The 22,964-nt window shown below is 74.3% G+C and carries 19 protein-coding genes and 1 pseudogene; 5 read left to right on the top strand and 15 right to left on the bottom strand.

Annotation, left to right across the window (positions count from 1 at the left end; translation table 11 throughout):
• Nucleotides 1-254 precede the first annotated feature (254 nt).
• The 6 genes from GA0070618_RS18495 to GA0070618_RS18470 all read right to left on the bottom strand — a co-directional run bounded on the left by GA0070618_RS18495 (nucleotide 255) and on the right by GA0070618_RS18470 (nucleotide 5,899).
• Entirely contained in the window at nucleotides 255-1,469 is a 1,215-nt protein-coding gene (locus GA0070618_RS18495) for a bifunctional RNase H/acid phosphatase (protein WP_088982750.1), read from the bottom strand.
• Nucleotides 1,466-2,203: a zinc ribbon domain-containing protein gene (locus GA0070618_RS18490; protein WP_088982749.1), complete on the bottom strand. Its 738-nt coding sequence runs from the start codon at nucleotides 2,201-2,203 to the stop codon at nucleotides 1,466-1,468. The genes GA0070618_RS18495 and GA0070618_RS18490 overlap by 4 nt, the downstream gene beginning before the upstream one ends.
• Nucleotides 2,200-3,183 carry a Nif3-like dinuclear metal center hexameric protein gene (locus tag GA0070618_RS18485; protein WP_088982748.1) on the bottom strand — a complete coding sequence of 328 codons (984 nt, stop codon included), beginning with the start codon at nucleotides 3,181-3,183 and terminating at the stop codon, nucleotides 2,200-2,202. The genes GA0070618_RS18490 and GA0070618_RS18485 overlap by 4 nt, the downstream gene beginning before the upstream one ends.
• Before the next feature lie 221 nt (nucleotides 3,184-3,404).
• On the bottom strand, nucleotides 3,405-3,959 hold the full coding sequence (locus GA0070618_RS18480; protein WP_197701555.1) for a M23 family metallopeptidase: 555 nt from the start codon (nucleotides 3,957-3,959) through the stop codon (nucleotides 3,405-3,407).
• A 138-nt stretch (nucleotides 3,960-4,097) separates the two neighbouring features.
• The gene (locus GA0070618_RS18475; protein ID WP_088982747.1) at nucleotides 4,098-4,673 is read right to left on the bottom strand and encodes a flavoprotein; all 576 of its coding nucleotides are present in this window, start codon (nucleotides 4,671-4,673) and stop codon (nucleotides 4,098-4,100) included.
• On the bottom strand, nucleotides 4,670-5,899 hold the full coding sequence (locus GA0070618_RS18470; protein ID WP_088982746.1) for a helix-turn-helix domain-containing protein: 1,230 nt from the start codon (nucleotides 5,897-5,899) through the stop codon (nucleotides 4,670-4,672). Before GA0070618_RS18470 ends, GA0070618_RS18475 begins: the two co-directional genes overlap by 4 nt.
• Before the next feature lie 223 nt (nucleotides 5,900-6,122).
• Between GA0070618_RS18470 and GA0070618_RS18465 the strand changes: the two genes are divergently transcribed.
• Nucleotides 6,123-6,791, top strand: a complete 669-nt coding sequence (locus tag GA0070618_RS18465) for a bifunctional DNA primase/polymerase (RefSeq protein ID WP_088982745.1) — start codon at nucleotides 6,123-6,125, stop codon at nucleotides 6,789-6,791.
• Between the two features lie 241 nt (nucleotides 6,792-7,032).
• Here GA0070618_RS18465 and GA0070618_RS18460 read toward each other — a convergent pair whose 3' ends face one another.
• From GA0070618_RS18460 to GA0070618_RS18440, 5 genes are all read right to left on the bottom strand, one after another.
• The gene (locus GA0070618_RS18460; RefSeq protein ID WP_088985640.1) at nucleotides 7,033-7,752 is read right to left on the bottom strand and encodes an FAD:protein FMN transferase; all 720 of its coding nucleotides are present in this window, start codon (nucleotides 7,750-7,752) and stop codon (nucleotides 7,033-7,035) included.
• A gap of 145 nt (nucleotides 7,753-7,897) precedes the next feature.
• Complete coding sequence (locus GA0070618_RS18455) at nucleotides 7,898-8,497, bottom strand: FMN-binding protein (RefSeq protein ID WP_088982744.1); 600 nt, start codon at nucleotides 8,495-8,497, stop codon at nucleotides 7,898-7,900.
• Between the two features lie 11 nt (nucleotides 8,498-8,508).
• A complete protein-coding gene (locus tag GA0070618_RS18450) occupies nucleotides 8,509-9,927 on the bottom strand; it encodes a ferredoxin reductase family protein (RefSeq protein WP_088982743.1) in 1,419 nt (472 codons plus the stop codon).
• Nucleotides 9,924-11,303, bottom strand: a complete 1,380-nt coding sequence (locus GA0070618_RS18445; RefSeq protein ID WP_088982742.1) for a DUF1501 domain-containing protein — start codon at nucleotides 11,301-11,303, stop codon at nucleotides 9,924-9,926. Before GA0070618_RS18445 ends, GA0070618_RS18450 begins: the two co-directional genes overlap by 4 nt.
• 8 nt (nucleotides 11,304-11,311) lie before the next feature.
• Entirely contained in the window at nucleotides 11,312-13,429 is a 2,118-nt protein-coding gene (locus tag GA0070618_RS18440) for a DUF1800 domain-containing protein (RefSeq protein WP_088982741.1), read from the bottom strand.
• Nucleotides 13,430-13,951: 522 nt separating this feature from the next.
• On the opposite strand from GA0070618_RS18440, the gene GA0070618_RS18435 reads away from it, so the two are divergent.
• Nucleotides 13,952-14,209, top strand: a complete 258-nt coding sequence (locus tag GA0070618_RS18435) for a DUF3040 domain-containing protein (protein WP_088982740.1) — start codon at nucleotides 13,952-13,954, stop codon at nucleotides 14,207-14,209.
• A gap of 349 nt (nucleotides 14,210-14,558) precedes the next feature.
• Here the strand turns inward: GA0070618_RS18435 and GA0070618_RS18430 are convergent.
• Nucleotides 14,559-15,482 (bottom strand): annotated as a pseudogene (locus tag GA0070618_RS18430) (SWIM zinc finger family protein); the annotation flags it as partial.
• A complete protein-coding gene (locus GA0070618_RS18425) occupies nucleotides 15,479-18,727 on the bottom strand; it encodes a DEAD/DEAH box helicase (RefSeq protein WP_088985639.1) in 3,249 nt (1,082 codons plus the stop codon). The pseudogene GA0070618_RS18430 and the gene GA0070618_RS18425, both read right to left, overlap by 4 nt.
• 63 nt (nucleotides 18,728-18,790) lie before the next feature.
• On the opposite strand from GA0070618_RS18425, the gene GA0070618_RS18420 reads away from it, so the two are divergent.
• The gene (locus GA0070618_RS18420) at nucleotides 18,791-19,663 is read left to right on the top strand and encodes a carbohydrate kinase family protein (protein WP_088982738.1); all 873 of its coding nucleotides are present in this window, start codon (nucleotides 18,791-18,793) and stop codon (nucleotides 19,661-19,663) included.
• 13 nt (nucleotides 19,664-19,676) lie between these two features.
• Here the strand turns inward: GA0070618_RS18420 and GA0070618_RS18415 are convergent, their stop codons facing one another.
• Nucleotides 19,677-20,210 carry a DinB family protein gene (locus tag GA0070618_RS18415; RefSeq protein WP_088982737.1) on the bottom strand — a complete coding sequence of 178 codons (534 nt, stop codon included), beginning with the start codon at nucleotides 20,208-20,210 and terminating at the stop codon, nucleotides 19,677-19,679.
• Between the two features lie 167 nt (nucleotides 20,211-20,377).
• On the opposite strand from GA0070618_RS18415, the gene GA0070618_RS18410 reads away from it, so the two are divergent.
• Complete coding sequence (locus GA0070618_RS18410) at nucleotides 20,378-20,581, top strand: hypothetical protein (protein WP_088985638.1); 204 nt, start codon at nucleotides 20,378-20,380, stop codon at nucleotides 20,579-20,581.
• 55 nt (nucleotides 20,582-20,636) lie between these two features.
• Here the strand turns inward: GA0070618_RS18410 and GA0070618_RS18405 are convergent, their stop codons facing one another.
• Complete coding sequence (locus tag GA0070618_RS18405; RefSeq protein ID WP_088982736.1) at nucleotides 20,637-21,776, bottom strand: polysaccharide pyruvyl transferase family protein; 1,140 nt, start codon at nucleotides 21,774-21,776, stop codon at nucleotides 20,637-20,639.
• 210 nt (nucleotides 21,777-21,986) lie between these two features.
• On the opposite strand from GA0070618_RS18405, the gene GA0070618_RS18400 reads away from it, so the two are divergent.
• Nucleotides 21,987-22,922, top strand: a complete 936-nt coding sequence (locus tag GA0070618_RS18400) for an aminoglycoside phosphotransferase family protein (protein WP_088982735.1) — start codon at nucleotides 21,987-21,989, stop codon at nucleotides 22,920-22,922.
• Nucleotides 22,923-22,964 lie beyond the last annotated feature (42 nt).

Genomic DNA, 22,964 nt, shown 5'->3' with positions numbered 1-22,964 from the left:
AGGTCGTAGTGCACACAGACGGCCCGGAGGTTATCGATGTTGTGACCGCCGTCACTCATGACAGCGGGTTACTGCGCTCAGCGGTGTGCCGGCTGCGCTGAGCGGCACATCACCGCACACCCCGCAGATCGGACTCCCATCCGGGTCGGCGCGCCCCGCTCGGCGCGTCGGGTGGTTGCAGGGGTCCCCTGCTCGGCAAAAAGCGGTAACAGGGGACCCCTGCTACCACCTCACCCCCGGAGTCGGCAGCCGGGTCAGGCGAGGTGGGCGGTGTCGTTGACGGAGCGGACGGCGACCCCGCCGTCGGCCCAGACGTCGAGCACCGATACCCCGGCCGGGTCGAGGTAGAGCCGGTGCAGGAAGGCGTCCCCGGCGGCGAGCGCGTCCCGCAGCAGGATCTTGATCGGGGAGACGTGCGAGACCACCACCACGGTCTCCCCCGGGTACGCGTCGAGCAGACCGCGCAACGCCCGGCGCACCCGGACGGTCACGTCGGTGAACGACTCCCCGTCCGGCGGGGCCACCGCGGTGGAGGCGAGCCAGGCGTCCAACTCGCCGGGCCACTCCTTGCGCACCTCGGCGAAGGTGCGCCCCTCCCAGGCCCCGAAGTCGCACTCGACCAGGTCGTCGGAGGTGCGCAGCGGGACGCCACCGAGCGCGACGGCGATCGGTCGGGCGGTGGCCGTACACCGGGACAGGGGTGAGCTGACCACGGCCGCGACGGTCGGCGCGAGCGCGGCCACCCGGGCGGCGGTGGCCCGGGCCTGGTCCCGCCCCCGCTCGGACAGCGGCACGTCGCCCCGGCCGGAGTAGCGACGCTGCGCCGTCCACTCGGTCTGGCCGTGCCGGACCAGGACCAGCCGGGTCGCCTCGCTGGTGCCGCGCGGCTCCCAGGAGGAGGGCGCGGTAGCCGGGTCGGTGCCGGTGGTGGCCTTCGTGGCGGCGCGGGCGGCGGCCTCCCGCGCGGCGGCCCGGGCCGGCGAGTCCGGGGCGGCCACCTCGCGCGGCGGCTCGACGGTGCGGGGCGTGGTCGTGGCGGGGGCGGCCGGCGCCCGGCCGGCGGCGGCGTCCATCGCGGCGTTGGCCAGGGCGTCGGCGTGCCGGTTGCGCTCCCGGGGGATCCAGGTGAAGGTCACCGCCGCGAAGCGCCGGACCAGCACGGCGGCCTCGGCGGCCAGCGGACGCAGCCCCGGGTTCTTGATCTGCCAGCGTCCGCACATCTGCTCGACGACCAGCTTGGAGTCCATCCGCGCCTCGACCCGGGTCGCGCCGAGTTCGGCAGCGGCGGTCAGGCCGGCGATGAGTCCCCGGTACTCGGCGACGTTGTTGGTGGCGGTACCGATCGCCTCGGAGCGTTCGGCCAGCACCTCGCCGGTGTCCGCGTCGCGGACCACGGCGCCGTAGCCGGCCGGGCCCGGGTTGCCCCGGGAGCCCCCGTCGGCCTCGACGACCACCGCGGCCAGGCTCACAGCCCGGATTCGTTCGTACGGACCATGATCCGGCGGCAGTCCTCGCAGCGGACCACCTCGTCCGGGGCGGCCTTGGCGATCCGGGCCCGGTCGGCTCCGGAGAGGTCGAGCCGGCAGCCGCCGCAGCGTCCACCGCGCAGCAGGGCCGCGCCCAGCCCGGTCGACTCGCGGATCTTGTCGTAGAGCGTGACCAGGTCGGTCGGGAGGTCGGCGGCGAGCGGCTGCCGGGTGGAGCGCTTGAACTCCTCCTCCTTGGCGATCTCGGCCAGGCTCTCGTCGCGCCGCCGCTCGGTCTCCGCGCGCTTCTCACGCGCCTCCCCCAGGCGCTGCTCGATTCCGTCGAGGACGGCCTGCGCGGTCTCCCGCTGCTCCATCAGCTCCAGTTCGGCGTCCTCCAGGTCGCTCTGCCGCCGGTTGAGGGAGGTCAGCTCGTGCTGGAGCGCCTCCAGCTCGCGGGCCGGGCCGGTGCCGGCGGCGAGCCGGTCCTCGTTGCGGCGCTTGCGGGTGCGGACCTGGTCGACGTCCTTCTCCAGCCGGGCGATGTCCCGGTCGAGGTCGTCCACCGCCACCTGGGCGCGGACCCGCTGGTCCTCCAGGGTGGACAGCTCCCGGGCGAGGGCCTCCAGTTCGGCGCGTTCGGGCAGGGTGCGCCGGCGGTGGGCGAGCTGGGCGAGGGCGGTGTCGATCGCCTGGAGGTCGAGCAGGCGGCGCTGGACTGCCGGTTCAGCCTTCACGGTCGGGGCTCCTTGTCGTCCACGGCGGGGTGGGGGTCGTCCTGGGCGGGTGCGGTACGGCCCCGGGTGGTCGCGGTGGCACCGGGGGCGGGGGTGTGGTTCTCCTGCGGGGTGGCCGGCGACGCCGGCCCGGTGGACGGCGGGCTCGCGGCGTGCACGCTCCACGGGTCGGTGTCCAGGTCGGACACGTACGTCTCGACGCCCAACGTCGCGCGCAGGTGCGCGGCCAGGTCGTCCAGCCAGGGGCGCTCGGTGGCCCAGTGCGCGGCGTCCAGCAGCGCGGGTCCGCCCTCGGCGAGGTGCTCGCCGGCCGGGTGGTGCCGCAGGTCGGCGGTGAGGAACGCGTCCACCCCGGCGGCGGTGGCGTCGGCGAGGAACCCGTCGCCCGAGCCGCCGCTGACCGCGACGGTGCGGATCACGCGGGACGGGTCCCCGGCGGCCCGCACCCCCCAGGCCGTCGGTGGCAGCACGTCGGCGGCGTGCCGGGTCAGCTCGGCGAGCGTCATCGGGTGCGGCAGCTCGCCGATCCGGCCGATGCCGCGTCCCTCGCCGTGCGCCGGGCTGCCCGGCGCGGGCGGGTGCAGCGGGCGGAGCCCGGTCAGGCCGAGCCGGGCCGCGAGCGCGTCGGAGACCCCCGGGTTCGCCACGTCGGCGTTGGTGTGGGCCACGTGCAGCGCCACGTCGGCGCGGATGAGCTGGTGCACGATGCGGCCCTTGTACGTCGTGGGCGCGACCGAGGAGACTCCGCGCAGCAGCAGCGGGTGGTGCGCGACGATCATGTTCGCCCCGACCGTGAGGGCCTCGGCGACGGTCTCCGGGACCACGTCGACCACGCAGGCGACCCGACGAACGACGGTGGTGGGCTCACCGAGCACCAGCCCCACCCGATCCCACTGTTCAGCCCAGGCGGGTGGGTAGCGCCGTTCCAGCACGGCCACCACGTCGGCGACCGTCGGTGGTGGGGATCCGGTTGTGCTCACGGCGGGCCAGCTTACCGGCGTCGGCCCGACGGGGGCGCGACCCGGCTCGGGACACGTCGCGTCCGGGCCGCGACGGAGCGCACCGGGCGCGTCGCCCTGCTCGTGGGGGAGGGTGGCGGTGCCGGATGAGCAGGGGTCCCCTGCTACCCAGAAAGCGGTAGCAGGGGACCCCTGCAAACAACCCCGGGGCAACCGGGCCGGCCGGCCCGGCGCACGACGGATCAGGCGTAGTAGTTCACGCTCACCGGCCGGGTGCCGGTCCACGGCACCCAGCCCTGGAGGGCGGCCGAGATCCCCACCCGGGTGCTGCAGTTGATCACCTGGAAGTGCAGGTGCGGCGCGGTGGACGCCCCGGTGCTGCCCACATAGCCCACGATCCGGCCCTGCGGGACCCAGTCGCCGGGCCAGTAGAAGGACTGGTTCAGGTGCGCGTAGTGGGTGCACGTGCCGTTCGAGTGCCGGATGATCACCTCGATGCCGTTCTGCCAGTACGGCGACCAGTCCGAGTAGACGATGGTGCCGGCCTGCGAGGCGGAGACCTCGTAGTACGCCGGGAGAGCGAAGTCCCAGGCGTACCGGTTGTAGGCGTCGGTGTGCGAGAACGACCCACCCGGCCCCTGTGTCACCAGGTACGACTCGCCCGCCGGGTACGGCAGCTCGTAGTAGTAGTTCGCGGCCGAGGCCGGCGTGGCCCCGGTCAGGGTGAGCGCGGCGGCGGTCACCACCGCGCTCACCACGGCGACCACCCTGCGTAGCACCTTCGATGCGTTCTTCACGCTCTCCCCACTTCCCTACGGCTGACAGAGATTCAGGCCCGTCGTTGACGATGCTTCCGGCATCCAAGCAAGCGACCCGAGTTTGATCAATGCCAGGCGCGTCGGATAGGGGTTACGCAAACCGGCCGACCTCGACGGCTACCTGGTGGGGCAGGCCGGGGCGGAGAGCGCGTCCAGGGCCAACTGCCAGGGGAAGGTGTGCAGGTACCGCTCACCGGTGCCCGGCGCGTGCAGGGGGTAGACGTCGTCGCCGAAGAGCACCGTGACACCCCACTCCCGCAGCCGGTCCAGGGCCGCCCGGAAGGCGGGGTGGGTCGCCATCGCGTTGTTGGTGAAGGGCACCGCCACGATCGGCACGCCGAGACCCTGCGCCTCCACCAGCAGGCCGAGCGCGAGCGTGTCGGTGATCCCGGCCGCCCACTTGTTGACCGTGTTGACGGTGGCCGGGCAGACCACCATCGCGTCCGCCGGTGGCAGGACGTCCGGGTCCTGCGGCTGCTTGTAGCTGGTGCGGACCGGGTGACCGGTCAGCCGGGCCAGCGCCGGCGCGTCGACGAACTTCGCCCCGTCCGGTGTGGCGACCAGGCACACGTCCCAGCCGTCCCGTTGGGCCAGCTCGACCAGGCGGCCGACCCGGCCGGCCAGTGGCGAACCACAGACGATCACGTACAGCACCTGCCGGCGGTCGCGCGCCGGGGGGACGACCGCGTTCATATTCCGACTCCCATGTGCTCAGCCAACTCCGCGATCGGCGAAGACGGCGCACCCCGTGTGCGACGCAGGATGTCGGACATCACCTCGTGGGCGATCGGACGGCAGCGGATCTCGGACGACGCGAGCCGGTCGCCCTTCAGCAACATCTCCCCGGCGCTGGCCACGTCGCCGATCTGGGCGAAGCCCCGGGCGATGTCGAGCATGTGGTGGGCCCGCCGTTCCGGCAGCAGCCCGTTGAACGCGGGCAGCTCGATGGAGTGGTGGGTCTCCACGGCCCGACCGCCGTCGCCCAGTTCGACGGCGGCGGCGGCCCGGTGCAGCTTCAGGTTGGTCGGCCCGAAACAGGTCCAGTAGTGGTTGTGGTCCCCGCCGAGCCGGTTGGCGGCCTCCTGCGCGCCGTCGAGCAGGTCGTCCACGGTGGCGGAGTCGCCGTCCCGGGCGGCGGCCATCGCGCCCTGGAGCAGCAGCATCCCGTAGACCGAGAGGTGCTCCGGGGTCACGTCGTGGCCGCCGCCGGGGGCGAGCCGGTTGGCGATCCGCAGGTTCAGCTCCAGCGCGGAGCGGGCCCGCCCCATGGCGAGCAGCGCGTTGCCCACCCGGGTGGTGGCGATCCCGGCGAGGAGCGGATCGTCGGCGCGCTGGGAGACCGCCAGCGCCCGGTCGGCGGCGAGCCAGGCCAGCTCGCACTCGCCGAGTTTGCGCAGCACGGACGAGGTGACCTGGTAGACCTGCCCCAGCAGGTGGGCGGCCTCCCGCCCCTGGTCGTCGCCGCCGTACGCGGCGTCGGCGGCCTGGGCGTCACGCAGCAGCTTCGGCAGCGCCCGGGTCAGCATGCCGTACCGGCCGTACTGGTAGGTGAGCCAGGCGTGGTTGACCGCCTTGCGCATGTCGCCGAGCATCGGCGGGTACGGCGCCGCGTCGAAGTACGCGCTGAGCGCGTCGTACCGCTCCAGCGCGGCCCGGATCTGGTCGACCTCGACCTGGTCGATGCAGTGCAACGCGTCGCTACGCCGTTCCGGGTCCCGACCGACCAGCAGTTGCACGTCGATTTCGAGGATGTCGGCGATCTCGTAGAGGACGGAGAACTTGTCGAGCCGGCGCACCCCTCGCTCGATCTTGTCGACCCAGCTCTTGGACTTGCCCAACCGATCGGCGAACACCTGTTGCGACATCTTGCGCCGCCCACGCCAGTAGGCCACCCGTCGCCCGATCGGTAACTCGTCCATTCCCGCTCCTTCCACGCCCGGCATCCTCCGGGAGTCCCACCACAGGCGACAAACGTCAGTCTGTTTTGTCCTGATCGCACACGCTGTGCGGCACTCGTCCGGCTGAACCCCATAGCTTTCGTGCAACTTGCATTTCGCCTGTCGCAACGAGCACCGGTGACGGCAGTGACGGGGCTCGACGCCCGACGTGACCGGAACGTGACACCCGAGAGGAGCACACACCATGTGGGGGACCGTCGGACCGCACGTCGTCCATCTGTCGCCGCTGGAACGGGTGCGGCTGCGCCGGATCGCGGTCCGGTACGCGATGCACGGCTGGGAGGTCACTCCCGGCGCGTGCCTCGCCCGCAGCCGCTTCGTCTGTGGCCGGGCCGGCTGCCCGACCGTGGGCGCTCACCCCGCCCTGGAGAACTGGGAACTCGCCGCCAGCACCGACCCGGCCCGGGTGGCGACCTGGTGGCGCAGCCGCCCGCACGGGGTGCTGCTCCCCACCGGGCGGGCCTTCGACGTGCTGGAGATGCCCTCGTACCTGGGTCGGCACGTGCTCGACGCGATCTCCGACCACCCCGCCGACCGGGCCCGTGGTCCGGTCGCGGTCACCCCCTCCGGTCGCTGGATGTTCCTGGTCCGCCCCGGCGACCCGCTCCGGCCCGAGTTGGACCACTGCTTCCACGTCGTCCGGCACGGGGTCGGCTCGTGGATCCCCGCCCCGCCGACCCGGCTGCCGGAGGGACCGGTGCGCTGGGCCCTCGCGCCGGAACAGGCCCGCTGGCGGCTGCCTGACTCGTACCTCGTGCAGAAGGTGATGGTGGACGCGTTGCGGGCCACCGGCGTCGCCCTGACCGCCGATCTGCTCCCCGGCCAACTCCCGCTCCCCCGTCGCGGCTTCTGACCCCGCCACGTCCCGTTGGGGCGGCGCATCGTTGTTCCCGGTGGGGGCGCGGTCGCGCCCCGATCGGGGGAACGATGTCCATCGACGATCCGGCCCGCCGAGCCGAGGGGGCCGAGCCACCACCGCACCGCCGCCGGCCGTACCGCCGGGTCGGCACGAGACCAGCCGGCTCCCGCCCGGGCCGCCCGCGCCCGCTCGGCAGCCGCCCCGCCGGCAGCCACCGCCCACCCCGCTGACGTGGTCAGGCGACGGGCAGACGCGGGGAGCGTAGACACCGGCCGCTGTCGGTGACCACCGCGTGTTCGTGCCCGTCCAGCCGGCCGAGCCAGCCCGCTCCGGCCGAGCCCATCGCGACCGCCGCCGTGGCGTACGCGTCGGCCACACCGAGATCCCGGCCGACCACGGTCACCGAGCGCAGGCCCCGGGCCGGCTCGCCGCGTCGCGGGTCGACCACGTGGTGTCCCCGCTCGTAGACCCCGGAGGTGGCGACCGCCAGGTCGGTGCCGGTGAGCACGAGGAAGGTGGCGCTGCGGTCCCACGGGTGCTGGAGACCGACCCGCCAGGGCCGACCGGCCGGGGAGAGGCCGCGTACCCGGACGTCCCCACCGGCGTTGAGGCAGTGGTTGGCCGCCCCGGCGGCGAGCAGCCGGTCCGAGGCGACCTGCGCCGCCCAGCCCTTGACGTAACCGGACGGGTCGAAGCGCCCGGTGGCGTACGCGTCGAACCAGCCGTCCGTCGCCCCCCAGAGATCCGCGCAGCGTTCCAGCACCAGCCGCAGGTCGGGGGACGCCTCGGAGAGCAGCACCTCGCCCCGGTCGAAACGGCTCACCTCGCTGTCGGCCCGGTACGTGCTGAACCGGGCGTCGACCTCGCGCAGCCAGCCGAACACCTCGTCGGCCAGGTCGTCGAGGACGGTCCGGGGCAGGTCGTCGGCGAGGTCCAGGCTGATCGGCGTGCCCATGACCTGCTCGACCCGGCGCAGGCCGGGGCGGGTGGGCACGGCAGCCGGACCGGGGCGGATGGGCACGGCGGCCGGGCCAGGGCGGAACGGCACGGCGGCCGGGCCGGGGCGGATGGCCGGCGGGGCGGTACGCGACGCGGCCATGTCAGCGCCGCGCGGCGTCGATGGCGGCCTGCAACGACTGCTGGTACGCGTCGCTGGTCGCGGTGGCCCCGGAGACGGTGTCCAGGTCGGCGTCCTGCCGGCGCACCACCTCCCCGTCGGTGCCGCTGTACCGGTTGTTGACCGAGGAACTGCGCCGGTCGGACTCGGCGGTCTCCTCGGGCAGTTCCAGCGCGACCACGTCGACGATCCGGTCACCGGTGAGAGTGATCCGCACCTGCACGTTGCCGTACTCGTTGCCGACCACCGGCCCGGTGACCGTGCGTCGTCCCGACGGCGGCGCGGTGGTCCGGCGTGGGGTGGGGGTGGCGGCGGTGGTCCGGTCGCCCGCGCTCCGGGGCGTGCGGGTGGTCGCGGGGGTGGACGGCTCGTCCGACCGTACGGTGCTCCGGGGCGCGCCGGTCCGGTCGGGGCTGGCCGGCGCGGAGTCGACGGGCGTCGGACCGGTGGGCGCGGGGACCACCGGCGGGCGCTCGGGTGCGGCGGTCTCGGCGACCCGGGTGGTCTCCGGCGCGCCCTTGAGCACGACCAGCAGGGTCGTGCCGGCGGCCAGGCCGGTGACGGCGAGGAACGCGCGACGCATGGGGAACCTCCCTACAGCTCGAACGTGGCGAGGTGGATCTGCCGGCGGGGCACGCCGGCCCGGCGCAGTGCCCGCACCGTCGAGGTGACCAGGCCGGGTGGCCCGCAGAGCCAGACGTCCCGGTCGGCGAGGTCCGGCACGAGCTGGCGCAGCCCCTGCGGGCTCATCAGCCGCCGGGGGCCGGGGTCGTCGCGGGAGCCGATGACGTACCAGACGTCGGTGCCGTGGGCCTCGGCGAGCCAGTCCAGCTCCCGGTGCAGCAGCACGTCGTCCGGGGTCCGGGCCCGGTAGATCAACGCCGCGTTCGGCGGCAGCTCCTCCAGCAGCGCCCGGATCGGGGTGATGCCGCTGCCACCGGCGATCAGCAGGGCCCGGTCCCGGGTGCGGTGCGCGGCGGTGAAGACCCCGGACGGCCCCTCCGCCCAGACCCGGGTGCCCGGGGTCAGGCCGCGCAGGCCGGCGGTGTGCCGGCCGACGACCTTGACGGTCAGTCGCACCCACCGGCCGTTGCCGGCCGCGGACGGGGAGAACGGGTGCGCCTGCCACCAGCGGCCGGCGGTCAGGAAGCGCCACCGGAGGAACTGGCCGCCGCGCAGGTCGAGCAGGTTCAGCCGGCGGCCGGTCAGGTAGATGGAGATGGTGTCCGGGTTCTCCGCGACCACGTCGGCGACCCGCAGGCCGTGCCGGAGGTTGAAGCGCAGCGGCACCACCACCCGACCCCAGAGCAGCGCGGCGGCCACCAGCAGGTACGCCACGATCCAGCCGGTGCGCACCGGTCCGGGACGGAAGAGCTGCTGGCCGTGGGCGAACTGGTGGCCGAACCCGAGCAGCAGCACCAGGTAGCTGCTCAGGTGCAGGTGGTGCCAGAGTTCGTAGGGCAGGGCGGTGCGGACGGCCCGGATCCCGGTGAGGCCGAGCAGGGTCAGGATGCCGGCGGCGGCGAACGCGCCGGGCATGTCCTCGTAGTCGCGCAGCAGCACCCCGGCCTCGGCCAGCACCGACTGCTTCTGCAACCGGGCATAGCCGGTGAGCGTCAGCGACACGTGGGCCAGCACCGCGACCAGCAGGGTCACCCCGATGTCCCGGTGCCAGCGGGCGATCTGCTCGCCGCCGAGCCGGCGTTCCAGCACCGGCAGGCGGCTCATCAGCAGCACCTGCACCAGCAGCAGGTAGCCGGCGACCAGGCCGGTGATCCGGCCGGCGGCGGTCAGCGTGGCGGTGGTGGTGCGCAGCGAGTCGTCCGGGGTCTGCCACCACCAGGGCAGCACGGCCAGCAGCAGCCCGGCCCAGAGCACCGCGAGCACCGCGCGGCGGCCGGCGGGTCCGCGCCGGGGCGGCACCCGTGGCGGTACGGCCGCAGCCGACCGGCCGCCGGAGCGGGACGGAGTCCCGCCGCGACGGCCGGCGGCGTGGGTACGGGGGTACGTCACGCGTACAGCTTGATCGGGGTGTACTTCATCCGGGGGAAGATCTTGTCCACCTCCGCGTTGGTCAGCCCGAAGCGACCCTGCGCGACGGAGCCGTAGACGTTGAACATGTTGTTGTACTCCGGGACGTCACCGCTGTCGAGGTCGTCCAGCCCCTGCCAGGCGCCGAGCAGCGAGCCGGCGAGCTTGCGTCCGGACAGGACGGTCACCACCCCGCCGTGCCCGTGGTCGGTGCCGCCGCTGTTCGAGGCGACCCGGCGGCCGAACTCGCTGGAGACCATCACCGTGACGTCGGCGGCCCGGTCGCCGAGGTCGGTGAAGAACGCGGCCATCGCCTCGGCCAGCTCGTTGAGCCGGCGCCAGAGTTGCCCGCCGTCGCGGGTGCCCTGGTTCTCGTGGGTGTCGTAGCCGCCCATGCCGACGGTGGCCACCCGGACGTTCGCGCCGCCCTTGATGAGCTGGGCGAGCTGCTTGAACGAGTTGCCGACGCCCCGGTACTCGACCCCCTCGGCGGCCTGGTACGGCTTGGCCGCCAGCTTCTGGGCGGTGGCGAGCGCACCGAGGCCGTCCTGGACGGCCTCCTCGACCGGATGGTTGATGCCGGTGAAGAGTCCCTTGATGGCCTTCTCGGTGGCGGCCCGGTACTTCTCGTCGCCGTTGAGCCGCAGCGAGCCGACGCTGCCCAGGGAGAGCGCGCCGTTGGTGCCGACCAGCGACCGGGGCAGGGTGCTGCCGATGCCGACGCTGCGGAACGCGGTGCCCTTGCCGAGGTGGTCGACGAGGCTGTCCAGCCAGCCCCGGCCGCCGGTCTCGCCGGGCAGGCCGCCCAGGTTGCAGGCGTCGGCGGCCTGGAAGTGGCTGCGGGACAGCCGCTCGTCGGAGACCGCCGGGACGAAGCCGAGCTGACCGGCCTTCAGCCACTTCTCCAGCGGCTTGAACGCGCTGGTCAGCTTGAAGCCCCGGGCCAGCGCGAGGGAGTCGGAACCGAGCAGCAGGTCGGGGCGGGCCTTGCGGAGCACCGGGTCGTCGGCGGGGGCGACCAGGCTCAGCCCGTCGAGTCCACCGTAGAGGAAGACGTGGATCAGGGTGCCGGTCTTGGTGGCGGCGAAGGAGGCCGAGGTGGTGACGAACTGCGCGGTGGCCAGCGCGGTGGCGGTGGCCGCGGCCCCGGCGACGAAGGTCCGCCGGGTCACCCCGCGACCGTCCTGCTGGGCCTCCTCCTCCGCTTCCAGCCGCAGGTAGCGGTCCCGCTCGGCGGCGTTCTCGGCGGCCACGACGTCCGCCTCCGCCCGCAGCAGCGCCTCCGCCGGGTCGTCCGCCAGCCGGCGCAGGTCCGGGCATTCGGGGTGCAGGGGGTACGAGTACACAGTCTTCTCCATCGGGTGCCTCACCGGAGGTGGTGCTGGGGGGACGCGAGGATCGCCCGCGCGACGGCGGAGACGGCCCCGTTGAAGGTGGCGTCGACTTTCGTGTCGGCCGACACCCCGGCGACGCCGAGGATCAGCGCCTTCTCCCGGGCGGTCAGCTTCTGGTGCACCAGCCGCCGGGCGAGCGCGTCCACGTACGCCCCGGCGGTGGTCGGCGGCTTCGCGACCAGCCGTTCCGGCTTGACGTAGGAGAACTCCCGGCGGTAGCCGTTGACCACGTCACCGGCCTCGTTCCAGCCGTTGACCATCGTGCCGGCGGAGGTCCAGGCGACGTAGACGTCGGGGTAGCCGTCCGGGGTGGGCTGGCCCATCGGAAAGTGGCCGAGTTCCCGCAGCCGGTCGTGGATCCGGCGCAGCCCCCGGGCGTACGGGGTGCGCTTGCTGTCGTCGGCCTTGTAGTCGGGGGACGCCTCCGGCGAGACGCCGAGCACCCGGTACGTGGCGATCAGGTACTCCATCGGACGGCGGACCTTCTGCCCCACCGACGCCCAGAACTCCGACGAGCTGAACAGGGTCATCAGCACCGGCTTGATCAGGCCCTTGTTCACCGTGTACGTCTTGGCGAGCCGGTCCACCAGGGACTTCGGCGGGGTGTCCGAGACGAACCGGGTGGCGAGGCTCTGTGCGACGTACCGGGCGGTGGAGGGGTGCAGCGCGATGTAGCGGATGTACGCGTCGATGACCGCGTCGGCCTTCGCCGGGTCCTTCGAGCTGTTGGCGTGGCTGAAGCCGAGGATCTTGACCTTGCCGACGTAGTGCCGGTCCTCGCGGAAGACGTACTCGCCGTCGGAGACCCCCCGTCCGGTCTGGAGCAGGGCCGCCTGCCGGACGTCCTTCTCGGTGTAGCCGCCGTCCACGCCGACCGAGTACAGCTCCAGGTTCTCCCGGGCGAGGTTCTCGTTGACCGCGTCGGCGCGGGAGTCGTTCTGGTTGAGGTAGAGCAGCAGCGCCGGGTGCCGGTTCGCGGCGACCAGCATCTCCGGGTAGCTGGTCAGGGCGTACTTGCGGACCACGTCGACGTCGAAGGAGTGCCGGTACACCTCGCCGCCGTCGAAGTCGGCGGCGACGTGCAGGAAGTCGTTCCAGAAGTCGACCATCACCTCGAAGAGCTGCCGCTCCGACCAGATCTGCCGGGCGATGGTGGCGTCGACCATCTCCTTCTCCGGCTGCGCGCCGCACTCGTTGAGCTGCTCACGCTGCTCACGCAACTGCTTCGGGCTCAGCCGCAGGGTGGGCAGCTCGCTGAGCTTCAGCTCGGCCTTCGTCGGGGCGATCTTCTCCGGGTCGAGCTGCCAGCGCAGCCAGGCGTCGATGCCCATCCGTTCGATGTCGGCGAGTACCTTCGGCGTCGCGCCGAACGTGGTCCGGGTGGCGAGGTGCCGGGCCGGGTCCTTGGCCAGCACCGTCTTGACGGTGACCGTGGTGGCCGCCGCCGCGGCGGCCGGACCGGGGAACGTACGGCCCCCGGCCGGGGTGTTCTTCTTCAGCGCCGCGCCGGCCCGGGAGCCCATGTAGCTCTCGTTCTGCTCGGTGTAGGTGCGCACGGTGCTCGGTTGCTGCCCGCTCGGACGGTTCGCGTTGCCGTCGGTGGCCCGGGTGACGGTCGCGTCGCCGGCCGCGTCGTCGCCGAAGAGGCCGCGCACCTGCGGGGTCATCGCGAGCGCGGCCCCACCGGCGACCACCGCGGCGGTGCCGCCGAGCGCGGCGAGGGCCCGGCGCCGGCTCCGGCGGCGGCTGTCGTCGGAGTCGTCGTCCAGGTCGGGCAGTCCCGGGTCACCGCCGGGTCCCTGGGGGCCGGCCGGGCCGATCCACTGCGGCCCCCGGTGGGCGGTCGACCCGGCCGAGCCGGGCCAGGAGGCCGGTGCCGGTTGCGCCTGGCCCGGCCACGGGGCGTACGACGCCCGAGGGTCGTCGGGCTGCCCGGCGTGCGGGTGACCGTACGGATAGGTCGACCCGGAACCGGACGAGTACGGCGGGGACGGGTACGGGTCGTGGTACGCGTCGGGGGTGGGGTGGTGTCGTCCGTCCCAGCGGCCCTCGTCCCGCGGCCGGCGTGGTGGCACGTTCTGGTCGGCCATGTACCAATCCTGTTTTCTGCTGAATTGCTGCCCGGAACCGGCGCCAGGTGCGGGGCGACGGCGAGGACAGTCGATGCCTGAGGTGGTGCTACGGCACGGTAACCAAGCGGTAGAGGGCCATCAAGGTGCGCGAACGCCACCCACGGGGCCACTTAAGACACGCCTGCACCAGGCGCCGACCGGGTCGGATATCCACCGATGCGGTGGCAGCCGTCCCGAGCAGGCCCGACCCGGGGCCGGACCGCCCGAACGCGACGTTTCCCCACGTCGCCGCGCGTTCCGTCGAGGCCACCGGCACAGTGAAACTTAAGGTTCCACTAAGTGGTCGCTGAGGCGGCCACCTGCGGGCACTCCAGGCGGGGCCGAGAGCTTGCTGCCGCCGCTGGCGAACCACCGGCCGGGAGCCGGCGCACCCGACGCCGTCGCGGCATCGCGGGCAAAGAAGCAGCAGCAGGGGCGTGAGCCGCCACCGCAGCGGGTATGCCGCCGGACCGCTGAACCGCATGAGGGGAAGGCACCGCCATGCTCAGCAAAGAGGACCAGCGAAGGTTCGAGCAGATCACCCGGTATCTCCGGGAGAGCGACCCGGCGTTCTTTTCCCGGCTCGACCAACGGGCGCGGGCGCACCGGGGCCGCTACCTGGTGCTGTTGACGATCGTGCTGTGGGCCTCGCTGCCAGCGATGACCGTGCTCGCCGGACGGGTGGCCGGCGCGATCTGCGCCGTGGTGCTCCTGGCCAACTCCGCCTTGCTGTGGCGTCACCGACGGCGATGGCTGTGACGGCCCACCGGTCCCACCGGGCCGCTTCTCGCCCCGGACGGCTTCACCGCCGGCCCCGCCGGGGGGCGGGTCGCCGTCACTCCCGACCGTCCTCGGCGGAGTCGGCACCGGACGGACCACTGCCGGACGGACCGACGGGGCCGGCGCCGACCACGCCGCTGTCGGTCGTGCCGCCGTGGATCGCGCTGTCGCCGGTCGTACCGTCGTCGGTCGTGCCGGCTTCGCTCGCGCTGTCGTCGGTCGTGCCCGCTTCGAACGTGCCCGCTCCGAACGTGCTGTCGTCGGTCGTGCCGGCTTCGAACGTGCCCGCTTCGAACGTGCCCGCTTCGGTCGTGCCGGCTTCGGTCGTGCCGAAGCGTCGGTACGCCCGGCGCAACCGCTCGGTCAGGCCCGGCCCGCCGAGCGCGCTGTCCGGCGGCCCGAGCTGGCGCAGCACCAGCTCCGGCTCCGTGGCCAGGGTCGGCGGACGCTCGGGCAGGGGCACCGGCGGCAGCCAGAACCGGTCCACCTGGTCGACCAGGGGCGGGTCGGGCAGGTCGCCGAGCACCCGTCCGGCACCGGCCGCACGGGGTGCGGCCGACCCGGTGGTGGGCTCGGCGGCCGGCCGCCCGCCGCCCGGTCCCGTCGACGTGCCGACCGGCGCGGTAGTGGCCGGACCCGGGTGGGACGTGGCCGCGCCGCGCAGGGCGCGGAGCCGGTCGAGCAGTTCCGCACGACTCCGGCCGCGCCAGTGCAGCAGCCGGAACGGGTCGGCGTCGAACGCCTCGGCCAGCAGGTAGAAGGTGGCCGCCAGATGCTTGCAGGGCACCGCGACGTCGGGGCAGGAACAGTGCTGGTCCAGCTCGCCGACACCGGCCGGGAACAGGGGCGCGCCGACGGAGGTGAACAGCTCCTCCAGCTCGCCGGGAAGGTCGCCGGCGAGCAGCCGGGCGCTGAAGAACGCCTGCGCGGCCAGGGCCTCCTCCAGGCGCGTCCAGACCGGTTCCGGGAACCGGGCCAGCTCGATGCGGACCTGGTACGGCCGGGGTCGGGAGCCCTGCACCACGGCGGTGACCGCGCCGGGCGCGACGTCCAGGGCGAGCACCTGGCCGGCGCGGGCGTAGGCACGTCCCCGGGTCAGCCGGGTGCCCAGCGCGAAGGACTCCAGCACCTCCACGAACCGCCGGGACCACCAGGACTGACCGATCGCGCCCCGGCTGCTGCGGGCCCGTAGTCCCCCGGTGACGCGGCGGGGTGGACCGTAGTCGGCGAACCGCCGCTCGGCGGGGCTCACTCGACCACCGCCTGCGGGGCGAGGGTGAGCAGGTCACGCAGGTCAGCGGTGGACAACTCGGTCAACCACTGCTCGCCGCTGCCCACGACCCGCGCGGCCAGCCCGCGCTTCTCGGCGATCATGGCGGCGACCTTCTCCTCCACCGTGCCGGCGCAGACGAACTTGCGGACCTGCACGCGGCGACGCTGCCCGATCCGGAACGCCCGGTCGGTCGCCTGGTCCTCCACCGCCGGGTTCCACCACCGGTCCACGTGCACCACGTGGTTCGCGGCGGTCAGGGTGAGCCCGGTGCCGCCGGCCTTGAGGGAGAGCACGAACAGCGCGGGGCCGTCCGGGGACTGGAAGCCGGTGACCATCTCGTCCCGGTCGGCCTTGCCGACCCCGCCGTGCAGGAAGAGCACCTCCCGGCCGAACCGGGCCGACAGGTGCCCGCGCAGCATGCCGCCGAACTCGGCGTACTGGCTGAACAGCAGCGCCTTCTCCCCCGCCGCGAGGACCTCGTCGAGGATCTCCTCCAGCCGGGCCAGCTTGCCCGAGCGGCCGGGCAACGCCGAGCCGTCGCGCAGCAGGTGGGCCGGATGGTTGCAGACCTGTTTCAGCTTGGTCATGGTGGCCAGCACCAGACCGCGCCGCTCGATCCCGTCGCTGGACTCGATCTTCGCCAGCATGTCGTCGACCACTGCCTGGTAGAGCGCGGCCTGCTCGGCGGTGAGGTTGCAGAGCACCTCCATCTCCAGCTTCTCCGGCAGGTCCGAGATGATCGACGAGTCGGTCTTGAGCCGCCGCAGCACGAACGGCCCGGTGACCCGGCGCAGTCGCCCGGCCGTCTCCTCGTCGCCGTGGCGCTCGATCGGCTCGGCGTACGACCTCCGGAAGGAGGCGGCCGGGCCGAGCAGGCCGGGATTGGCGAACTGCATGATCGACCAGAGGTCGGCGAGACGGTTCTCCACCGGCGTACCGGTGACCGCGATCCGGTGCCGGGCGGGCAGCGCCCGGACCGCCTCGGCCTGACGGGTGGCCGCGTTCTTGATCGCCTGCGCCTCGTCCACCACCACCCGGTGCCAGTCGATACCGGCCAGCGCGACCGCGTCCCGGGCGGCCACCGCGTACGTGGTGATCATCAGGTCCGTGTCCTGCACCGCCTCGGCGAACCGCTCGCCCCGCGCCCGGTCCGCGCCGTGGTGCACCCGCACCCGCAGCTTCGGGGTGAACCGGGCGGCCTCCCGCTGCCAGTTGCCGACCAGCGACATCGGGCAGACCAGCAGGGTCGGCCCGACCTCCGGCGAGTCGGCGGCGAGCAGGGCGAGCAGTTGCACCGTCTTGCCGAGCCCCATGTCGTCGGCGAGGACCGCGCCCAGCCCGAGGGACTGGAGGAAGGCCAGCCAGGCCAGCCCCCGCCGCTGGTACGGCCGCAGCTCGCCGGTGAAGCCCGGCGGCGGGTCCAGCGGGGCGAGCCGCCGCTCCGCCTCCCCGGAGAGCAGGTCGCCGAGCGCGCCATCAGCGCTGATCTCCAGTACCGGCAGGGACGCGTCGTCGCCGTCGGCCAGGCCGAGCCGGAGCAGGTCGGCCACGGTCAGCTCACCGGAGGAACGGAGCAGCCGCAGACCGGCGGCGAGCCGCTTCGGGTCCAACTCGACCCACTGCCCGCGCAGCCGGACCAGCGGGCTCTTCCGTTCCGCCAACGCAGCCAGTTCCTCGGCGGTCAACGGCTGGTCGCCCAGGGCCAGCTCCCAGCGGTAGTCCACCAGGGCGTCGAGCCCGACGCCGCCAGGGGTCGCCACGGTGCCCGGGGCGGTCCGGCTACGGGCCTGCAGGCGCGCGCCGAGCCGGGCACCCGGGCGGTGCCACCAGCCGGGCAGCAGCACCCCGAAGCCGGCGGCGTGCAGCACCGGGGCGCCCTCCCGGAGGAAGCGGTGCGCCCCCTCGGCATCGAGCTCCAGGGCCTCCGGAGCCGCGGTACGCAACGCGCCGTCCAGCTCCGGCCAGAGCCGGCTGGCCCGGCCCAGCTCGGCCAGGAGCGTCTCCTGCGGGGCGTCGAGCCGGTCCGCGAACACGGTGGCGCTCGCCGGGTCACGCCAGATCGACTCGGCATCGACCAGCAGGCCCGGCTCGTCGGCGGCCTGCAACCCGAACTCGACCCGCCAGACGCCCCGATCGGCGGGATCGTCCGGCGCGGTCGGGGCGGTCGGGGCGTCGGAGGCGGTTGGGCCGTCGGAGGCGGTCGGGGCGTCGCAAGCGGTCGGGGCGTCGGGGGCGTCCACGTCGTCGAAGGCGTCCGCGACGGTCGGCGGCTCGGTCAGCCGGAAGCTGGCCCGGACCGGACTACCGACCGCGTCCCGCTGCCAGGCGTGCAGCCCGGCCCGGAGCGCCTCGCGGTCGACCGGATCGACGGCGAACCCGGGCCGAGGACCGGTCAGCGCGGTCAACCAGGCGGCGACCGGGTCACGCCGTCCGGTGCCGGGCAGCCGGAGGCCGTCCAGGGCGGCCCGGGCGGCGGCGTCGGTGAGCGCGTCGAGCGCGTCGGCGACCACGTCGGCCGGACTCGGGGCACCGTCGGCCCGGCTCGACGTGCCACCGGCGACCCGACCGCGCCGACCCGACATGCTGTCGTCGGTCCGCCCCGCCGGGCCCGGCCCGCCCCCGGCGAGCGGTGCCGCGGCACGGACCGACGGCGGCAGGGCCAGGGTGAGCGCCCGCGCCCAGCCGGCGTCCGCGCCGGTGAGTAGGGGATGCCAGCAGGCGAGGGCCCCGTTGGTGCGGTCCCGGCCCGGCCGGTCGTCGTCGGCCACGACCGGCAGGACGCGCCCCCGGGCCACCAGATCGGCGGCGAAGGCGGACAGCTCGGCGAGGTGCCGCAGGCCGGCGCCGGGCGTCCCGGCGTACCCGTCGATCCGAGCAAGCACGGCGAGGGCGTCGGCCGGGGCGTACCCCAGGGTGGGCACCCGCCAGCGGGCCAGGGTGACCGCGCCGCGGACCGGGTCCACGGCGGCGGTACGGACCAGTTCCGGCGAGTCGAGCGGCGCGCCACCCCGGGTGGGCAGGACGAGCGCCGTCGAGCCGTGGGTGGCGGACGCGGCAGCCGGACCGAGCGCGGCAGCCAGCGCGGCGTGGTCGGCGGCGAAGGGGTGCGGACGTTCCCGCGGAGGACGGCCGGCACGTCGGGGCGGACGCGACGGGCCGGTGCTCTCCTCGGCCCAGAGGGCGAGCCCGACGCCGACCAGCCACACCCCGTGGATGAGCAGCACACGTCTCCCCTCGTCGTCGCCCCGGGACAGGATAGTGAGGCGGTCCGGGATACCGTCGGCGCCGTGTCCGGACTTCTGGTGATCGGCGGTCTCGGCGTGGACGTACGGGTACGCGTACCCGCGCTTCCGCTGCCCCTGGCCGACTCCCTCCACGTGGACCCCGTCGACCTGCGGATCGGCAACACCGGTGCGGGGGTGGCGCTCGCCGCGCACGCGCTCGGACTGCGGGTGACCGTGGTCGACGTCATCGGCGACGACCCGCCCGGTGACGTGATCCGGGCGGCGCTGGCCCGCACGGACGCCACGACGGTGCTGCGGACGGACGACCGGGGCACCCGACGGTCGGTGAACCTGGTCGACCCCGCCGGACGGCGCATGTCGCTCTACGACTCCCGCCCGTGGCAGGGGCCGCCCCCGTTCACCGCCGACGAGCTGGCGGCGCTGGTCGCGCGGGCGACCCACGTACACGTGTCGATCATGGATTGGACGCGCGACCTGCTGCCGACCCTGCGTGCCGCCCTCCCAGAGGGGGTCGGCGTCTCGACGGACCTGCACGACTGGGACGGCCGGAACCCCTACCACCGGCCCTTCGCCGAGGTCGCCGACCTGGTCTTCGTCAGCGGGGTGCGGCTGGGCGCGGTCGCCGCCGAGACGGCCACCGCGCTGACGCCCCGGACCGTGGTGGTCACCCACGGCGCGGACGGCGCGGCGCTGTACCGGCCGGGCCACCCGCCGGTCCGGGTGCCGGCGGCGACGCCGCCCGCGCCGGTGGTGGACAGCAACGGCGCCGGGGACGCCTTCGCGACCGGGTTCCTCGCCGGCCGGCTGCGCGGCGACGCCCCGGAGACAGCGGCCCGGTACGCGGCGGAGGTGGCGGCGGCGGCGTGCGCCCACGACGGCATGGAGTACCCCCCGGGACTGCTCCCGCAGCCGTGAGACCCGTCCCCGGTCACACCGTTCCGGTCGCCCCGTCGGTCAGTTCCCGCAGGATGTCCGCGTGGCCGGCGTGCCGGGCGGTCTCCTCGATCATGTGCACGTAGATCCAGCGCAGGTTCACCTCGCCGAGTTGCGGCTGCGGCACCACGTGGTCGAGCGGGAACCGGGCGGCGACCTCGCGGGACCGGGCGCAGGCCGCCTCGTACCCGGCGGACAGCCGTTCGACGGTGTCCTCCGGGTCGACGGTCCAGCTGCGCCGGCCCGCCTCGGCGGAGAACACGTGCTCCTCGCCCGGTGCGGGGGCGAGCAGGCGGGGGAACCAGTTCGCCTCCACCATCGTGAGGTGCTTGACCACCCCGGCGACTGTCGTGTCGGAGGGCACCAGCCGGCGGGTCGCGTCGGTGGAGGTGAGGCCCCGCAGCTTGCTGAGCACCACCTGCCGGTGCAGGTCGAGGAAGGCCTCCAGCACGGCCCGCTCGTCGCCGGTGCGGGCGATCACCGGGGCGAGCGTGGGATCGATGGACGGGTGGATCGTGGTCTCGGCCATGCGTGGACCGTAGCGAGGGACGCCGACGTCCTGCGGTCCCTTTTCCGCCCGGGAACGCCGATTCCGCACTCCGGGGCCCGCGCGACGGACTCCCCCGCCGCTGCCGACAGGTGCCCGGTCGTGGCATAGCCGTGCGGGTCGACCGGGGTGCGTGCAGGATGGGGGCCATGGCATCCACGGCAGAGATTCCCCTGGTGGGCGGCGCCTTCGACGGCGAGACCGTCACCGTCGAACTGGACCCGAACGGCCGTCCGCCGTTGACCCACCACCACCTCGGCGCCGCCGGGCTGGCCAACGCGGAGATCTACGAACTTGAGTCTGCCGAGGGCGAACCGACCTGGCGCTACTGCTGGCGCGGCCCCGCCACCTGAGCCCGGCGGGAACGGCGCTCAGGCGGTGCCGAGGCAGCGCGGGCGGAAACGGCGCTCAGGCGGTGACCCGGGCGCGGGCGCGGGACCGCAGACCGTCCAGCACCGCCCGGGTCACGAGAGAGGTGCTCCGGGCCTGTTCGCACATCTCCGCCACCCGTCGGGAGACGGATTCGGCGCGCGTGTCGCGTTCGTCCCAGAGCCGGTCGACCTCGGCCAGCAACGGCCCCTCCACCTCCCGGGCCACCCCCTTGAGCGCCGGCACGCCGAGCCGCTGGGCCAGGTCGAAGACCTTCCCGGCGTACGGCAGGGGCAGGAACGGGATGTTCGCCCTCGCCGCGAAGATCAGGAAGTGCAGGCGCATCCCGACGGCCAGGTCGAAGTGACGCATCAGGCCCAGCACCTGCGGTGGTGAGTAGTCGCCGTGCAGGATCCGCCCCCGTTCGGCGGCGGTCATGTGGGACATCACGCCGTGCGAGTGGCGGATGTCGTCGCGTTCCATCGGCACGAAGACCACATCGGCGTCGATCCGGTGCACCAGGAAGTCCCCGACCTGGGCGAGCAGGCGGTGGTACGCGTCCACGTCCAACCGCTCGGCGGCCCGGCCCGGTTCCCGTACGCTCATCGCGACCAGCCGCTTCCCGTTCGGTACGCCCTCCTCACGCAGCAGTCGGGCGGGAAAGTCCTCCGGTTCCAGCAGGAACGCCGGATCGGCGGTGACCGTGATCGGGGTGAGCAGGCCGGCCTCCTCCAGGACCACGCGGGACTCCTCGTCCCGCACGGTCACCTCGGTGGCGCTGGTCAGCGTCTCGCGGACCATGCCGCAGTCCACCGCCTCGGTCAGCGGCCCGACCCCCACCGCGTACGTCAGCAGCGGCAGGCCGCGTTCCTGGGCCACCCGCACCACCCGCAGGTAGCGGCGGGCCTCCCGGTCGTAGAGGATGCCGCCGCCGCCGAGGATGAGCAGGTCGAGCCGGTCGAGGACGGCTGCCGAGTCGACCCGGCTCACCCCCTCCCACGGCACCGCCTCCACCCCCGGATGGTGGGCCAGGGTGTGCGTGGGGTTACGGGAGAAGACGACGATCCGGGCACGGGGCTGCTGGTCGCGCAGATCGGCCAGCAGGGCGCTCAGGATCGCCTCGTCCCCGAGGTTGCGCCCCCCGTAGGAGCCCAGCACGCCGATGGTCAGCTCTCCCATGCCGCCCTCCCCTCGCCGGTTCCCGGGCCTACCCGTCCCGGCCCCGGCCATGCCTGCCCGCAGGTCACGGTGCCGGCCCGGTAGCTGGCTCGCGGCGGGCGGGGGTGGTCGCGGCGCCTCCCGCCGGAACCGATCGTGACCGGCCCCGGCGGGCCACGGGCGGCGACCAATCCGCTTGCCCGCCGGGGTCGGCCCGGCCACCGTGGACGGATGAACACCACCACGAACCGCCGGATCGGCTGGGCCGACCTGCCGGCCGGGGTGCGGACGGAGGTGGAGCGGATCGTCGGGGGCGAGGTCGTGGCGGCGGTGTCCCAGCCGGTCGGCTTCTCCCCCGGCACCGCCGACCGGGTGCGCACCGCCGACGGCCGGCGCGCCTTCGTCAAGGCGGTCAGCTCCGCCCAGAACGACCGCAGCCCGCACCTGCACCGGCAGGAGGCCCGCAACGCCGCCACCCTGCCCGCGCACGCACCGGTGCCCCGGCTGCTCGGCTGTCACGACGACGGCGACTGGGTGGCGCTGGTCTACGCCGACGTCGAGGGCCGTCACCCGGTCACCCCCTGGCACGCCGACGAGCTGGCCGCCGTCCTGGACACGCTGGCGGCGCTGGCCGCCGTGCTCACCCCCGCGCCGGCCGGTCACGCGCCCACCGCCACCGAGAGCCTGCGGTACGACTTCGCCGGCTGGCACCGGATCGCCGCCGACCCGCCGGACGACCTCGACCCGTGGGCGCGGGGGCACCTGGCCGCGCTGCGCGCCGCCGCCGACCGGGGCCTCGCCGCGTTGGCCGGGGACACGCTCTGCCACGTCGACGTACGGGCGGACAACCTGCTGGTCGACGCGGCCGGCCGGGTAACGGTGGTCGACTGGCCGTGGGCCTGCCGGGGGCCGGCCTGGCTGGACAGCGTGATCCTGCTGGTCAACGTCGCGCTGTACGGCGGGCACGACCCCGAGGCGCTGCTGCGCTCCCGGCCGCTGACCGCCGACGTCGACCCGGACTCGGTGACCGGGGTGCTCGCCGGGTGGGCCGGCTTCTTCCTGGACGCGGCCCGGCTGCCCGCACCGCCCGGCATCCCCACCGTACGGGCGTTCCAGCGGGCCCAGGGCGACGCGCTCCTGCCCTGGCTGGCCCACCGCCTACGTTGACCTACGCCCCTCGACGCGTGCGGGAGGCGGGCCAGCGGCGGG

This window comes from Micromonospora echinospora (assembly GCF_900091495.1).
Taxonomy (GTDB): Bacteria; Actinomycetota; Actinomycetes; order Mycobacteriales; family Micromonosporaceae; genus Micromonospora; species Micromonospora echinospora.
This window is presented reverse-complemented; position numbering and strand designations above follow the sequence as displayed.